The following is a 4,542-nucleotide window of genomic DNA, read 5'->3' as shown; positions in this document are numbered from 1 at the left end:
ATCAAAAACAGGCAATTACACAATTTTAATTACAGTCTCAGACTGGGGACAAATAAAAATACCATGGAGAGATAATATTTATAAGATTTTTTATGGTAGCTCCATCGAGCGTTTATATGATTATATTCAAGATTTTGGAATCAGATACGCAGAATATCCAATTATCCTTAAGCAAATGGAAAATGTTCTTATTTTACAGAACCAGTTTTTATCAAGCCTAAATCCGGTTGATACACTCTCAGAACAAGAGTTCTCTCCCGGCCATGTCGAAATCCCTCCAGAAACATTTTGGAAAGGTTGCCATCAGGCTTTAACGGATGCCTGTCATGTGTTTGAGAAAATAAGTAGTCAGACGGAAAAAATATTTATTAAAAAACCAGGGGAATTTAGAAGCATTAACTCTACCGCTGAATTATCAAATATAATAATGGAGGGCGTAGCACTCCCTGCTATTGGTATCAACATTGGTGATCGTGTTTATCCATTGTCATTCAGGAATATGGCAAATGTAATTATTGAGCACTATGCTTCCAAAAAAAGGGATATCGATTGTTCAGATGCTATTTCAAATTTCATATCTCAGCGTTTTGAAAACATTATTGAGGAACCATTCTTACTTCTTAAACAAAAAAAAGTCCTTCCTTATAAATTCTCTGGAATACTAGAGAGAAATGATAAATTTTATTTATTTGTATCTTTTGATACTAATTCAATAAACAAGCTAAAAAAGATAGAAGAAGATGTTTTCGAACTTTTTAATCAAGGTGAATGGGCTTTATCACCGATTTCATCACCACAACTATTAGGCATTCGAAATCGCTCGGGGAAACAGCTATCAATTGATGATATTGAATTTATTTTCATATATTCTAATCTTACTACTGCCATGCATTTTTTTGAGCCACCACAACTAAAATATAGTCATCACATCTTCTTTCTGACAGAGTTCATTGCATTGTTTGACTCAATAGAGAATCTAAATGAATTATCATTATTTTTTTCATATTTAGATAAGAACAAGTCAAAAATAAATCCGTCCTTTATTTCCATAATAGATAAATTTGCATCATTTAAAGGAACTCATTCTGTATTAGAAGATGGTGCCATTAATTTTAATATGATTAATCTTGACCCTCACTGGGGTTCTAATTGGAGATATGAAGAACTGGGAAAATACTGGTCACAGGCTCCCTCGAATTTTCCTGATGTCAATGTAAAATGGAACATCAGTAATAGTTACCAAGGAAATATTTCGTTAATATCGAAAAGTCATTTCTATGTCTCTTGGTCCACAACGATAAATAATTGCACAATTCATTTTTGTGCGGATTGCAAGTCCCTACTTAATGAAGATCCCCTCAACGGTCAACTTCTGACATTATTTTTAGAAAGTGCTTGTGATGCATTATCGCAACGAAAAGATATTTTAGAGAGTACATCTTTCCAAGGTATAAACAGAATTACCGTACACTGCACTATTGACAAAAAATATCTTGTCGATAGTAATTCTGACATTACAGAAAATTTTGCTCCTGAGTTGTTTACTCAGGTATCGTTAATTAACAAAGATAATTATTCCGCAAATATAAAGATTTGCATTAATTTGCCACTAATGCAATATCGTCTTAACAGACCTCAAAATGCCAGTTTCCAGGCTGATGTTTGCATTGCATTCTTACAATCGCTCTCCAAAATACTTCATATCGGGTTCTCCGAGGAAAGTAGGCAAAAGTTAATCAACACAGGGAACAGACCCGCAAGGATGGCAATATCCAAGGAAGAGCGCACTTTTGATACTTTAGAAATAAAACCAAACATTCCTGAAGCCAAACATTTTAAACTAGCCAGAAAAACATTGGCTAATTTCATTAAAGACTCTGGTGTTCAGGAAGGAAATTATGAGTTACAAAAAGCCAAAGATATTATTAACCCTTTGGCCGATTTTTTCAGAGAAAAAATTCACACAACAATACGCTCGATAAACAGGGAGCACTTGCTACAATTTGTAATTGAAAACTATGATGCTTATGTAGCCGAAGATCATAGAAAAAAGAAAAATATTATGTTAAGCCTTCAACATGAGGTTAATTATAATAGAACAGAAAAATTAGCGAAACAAAGCACTGAGTTCAACCGAATGTCAGCAAATTATAGATATTTGCTTGAGTGCACTTTAAGTCTTAACTCAAAAAGTGAGACCATACCGACTACCGATGATATTTTGCAATTACTTGCTGATATTGATTGGTTAATCGTACTTTATAATGCAAGTGACATCCTGCATAACGATATTGATGTAGGTGGTTTGAATATAGATAATTTTTACATCCCACAAGTATTTTTTTCCGAAGATCGTGAGATTAAAGAAGATAAGTTTAGTGAAGAACAAGCAGGCTATAAGTTAGGTTATAATTTAAACGACACTGATTCTGTAGAGTCTGATATTATAAATGAAAAATTAGATGATCTTGATCGTGCATTTCAACAAGATCTAGGCTTCAAATACTCTAGTTTACTTGCTGTTTTCTCTATTCTGTTTCAATGGGCACGATTTAACCAAATTGAATTAAATGTTTCATATCAGACGACAAAGACTGATATGGTAAACATACTGCTTAACAGCAATACTAACTTGGTTAATGAGGAAGTAGAGAAAATAATAGATTTTCTTATTCTTGATCCTAATAAGATAAGAAAATTACTGGGTACTTATTCTGAATGTTTTGATGTGCCTATATCCGATCACAATAAACGAGAACATAGATATAATATTCGTCCACTGATAGAAACTAGTAATAATAATATAATCTGGGGCGCTGCGGCAGCATATCGGGCAGGCACAATATGGGGTGCCCATATTGCGAATGGATATCTTCCTGCCGAGTTTGAATGGAGTCACATTTCACATGAAGTTGGTAAAATAAAAGAGAGTATTGAAAAGCAATTAGAAATAACCACTTTTGATATTGTAAAAAGGTTCGCAACCCAAATTGAACTTGGTCTCGACTTTAAGAAACGCTTTCCAAAGAAAAAATTTCCAGATGTAGGTGATTTTGATACCTTAGCCCATTTTCCTGATAGCAATACCTGGTTAAATATAGAGTGTAAGTATAATCAGCCCTACTATTGTATTAAGGATATGCGTCGATTACGAGAGAAAATATTTGGTAGAGGTGATAAAAGGGGACAGATTGGAAAAATAGAAAAAAGGATTAATTTTCTAGCAGAAAATTATAATGATATTCGTACTCTACTAAACTGGAATGAGCCAGCAGATAATCATGAAGTTAAATTCATTCATTTATATATTAGTAGACAAATTTATTGGTGGTTAAGATATCCGCCATATGAAACTAATATTAATTTTGTACAAGTAGATGCGTTAGAAGCCTGGTTAAAAGAAAATTTATAATATATGAACCAAGCGCTATGATATTAAGGTGGTTTAAAAATAACCACCTTAATATTTTCTCTCCAACCCAAAATACCAATCAGGCATGAACCAAATCCCCCAACGTCACCATCAATGTCATAGGATCCATCGGCGACGGCTCAAACCCCACCCGCAGGTAAAACTCCCGCGCTTCATCCGACAGGGCATGGACTAACATCCCACGAATACCGATAGTTTCCGCCACCTGAATCACCTGCAGCCCGGCATCCCTCACCAGCGCCCGACCTACGCCCTGCCCATGTAGCGACCGATCCACCGCCAGACGGCCCAGCACCACAACGGGGATAGGATCGGGCATATTGCGACGAAAGCGACCGGGGGCGGTGTTTGTTGTTACCGCGCTGGACGCCAGCGAGTAATACGCCAACACATTAGAATCACTGCCACAACACACAAAGGTGCGAGATGCGCCAGTGACCTGATTTTTCATTGCCCGCTGTTTCAGCCAGTTATCCATCGACTCCACGCCGCAGCAGAACGGGGTAAGAATATGCCCGGCATGTAGTGGTTCTGGGGCGGAAATCATTTTTCCTGTTCCCACGGCGCGGGGGTCTGCATGGTTTTACGCAACGCATCGTTTGGCGTGGGAGTCTGATCCAGACGGGTCAGAAATGCCTGATAAGCCTCTGGATCGGCCATAATGATGCGTTGCTCGATCAACGCCTCTTCTGCGGCGACGCGGGCGGCCTCCAGCACAAAGTCAGTGCGGTTTTTCCCTCTGGCTTTTGCAGCCCGATCGATAAGATCGCGCTCGGCGGGCTTGATGCGTAGGTTCAGGGTTTCGCGTTTCATCGCCATACTGTTTGCGGCTGGCATGGTGTTGTCCTCCTGTGTTTCTGTGGATATTAAGTATACAACAAGCGTAACGCAGATGTCATTACGATAAATTCAGAAGGAATCGAACCGAAGTATCGAACCGAGAGACTTTCTACTTATGTTAATCTACGTTTCTGATTTAAAAGTAGAAATGAGGGTCAACCTCTGGGTCTTGACGGGAGATAGCAAAAGAATTTATTATGTAAATCAAATTGGTAAGTAATTGAATGTTCCCGGGTCCGGGCACCAATAACACTTCCTGTGACGTCCGT

General features: G+C 37.7%; 3 protein-coding genes. 1 reads left to right on the top strand and 2 read right to left on the bottom strand.

Annotated elements, in window-relative coordinates; genetic code table 11:
- Positions 1-3,412, top strand: a 3,412-nt coding sequence (locus JJB97_RS17390) for a hypothetical protein (protein ID WP_238715343.1), incomplete at its 5' end; no start/stop codon positions are given.
- Positions 3,413-3,491: 79 nt separating this feature from the next.
- Here the strand turns inward: JJB97_RS17390 and JJB97_RS17385 are convergent.
- Together JJB97_RS17385 and JJB97_RS17380 are read right to left on the bottom strand one after the other, a co-directional pair.
- Positions 3,492-3,980 (bottom strand): GNAT family N-acetyltransferase, encoded by a 489-nt coding sequence (locus JJB97_RS17385; protein ID WP_238715342.1) that lies wholly within the window; start codon positions 3,978-3,980, stop codon positions 3,492-3,494.
- Positions 3,977-4,270, bottom strand: coding sequence for a type II toxin-antitoxin system TacA family antitoxin (locus JJB97_RS17380; protein WP_238715341.1), 294 nt, complete (start codon positions 4,268-4,270; stop codon positions 3,977-3,979). Before JJB97_RS17380 ends, JJB97_RS17385 begins: the two co-directional genes overlap by 4 nt.
- Positions 4,271-4,542: the final 272 nt, after the last annotated feature.

The organism is Tenebrionibacter intestinalis (assembly GCF_016632365.1).
Lineage (GTDB): Bacteria > Pseudomonadota > Gammaproteobacteria > Enterobacterales > Enterobacteriaceae > Tenebrionibacter > Tenebrionibacter intestinalis.
The sequence above is the reverse complement of the archived record's forward strand: the minus strand, read 5'-3'. Positions and strand labels throughout refer to the sequence as shown.

What these genes read in the sequence shown, in the direction of transcription:
- JJB97_RS17385 (WP_238715342.1), bottom strand. Translation starts at nt 3,980, where the DNA reads ATGATTTCCGCCCCAGAACCACTACATGCCGGGCATATTCTTACCCCG.
- JJB97_RS17380 (WP_238715341.1), bottom strand. Translation starts at nt 4,270, where the DNA reads ATGCCAGCCGCAAACAGTATGGCGATGAAACGCGAAACCCTGAACCTA.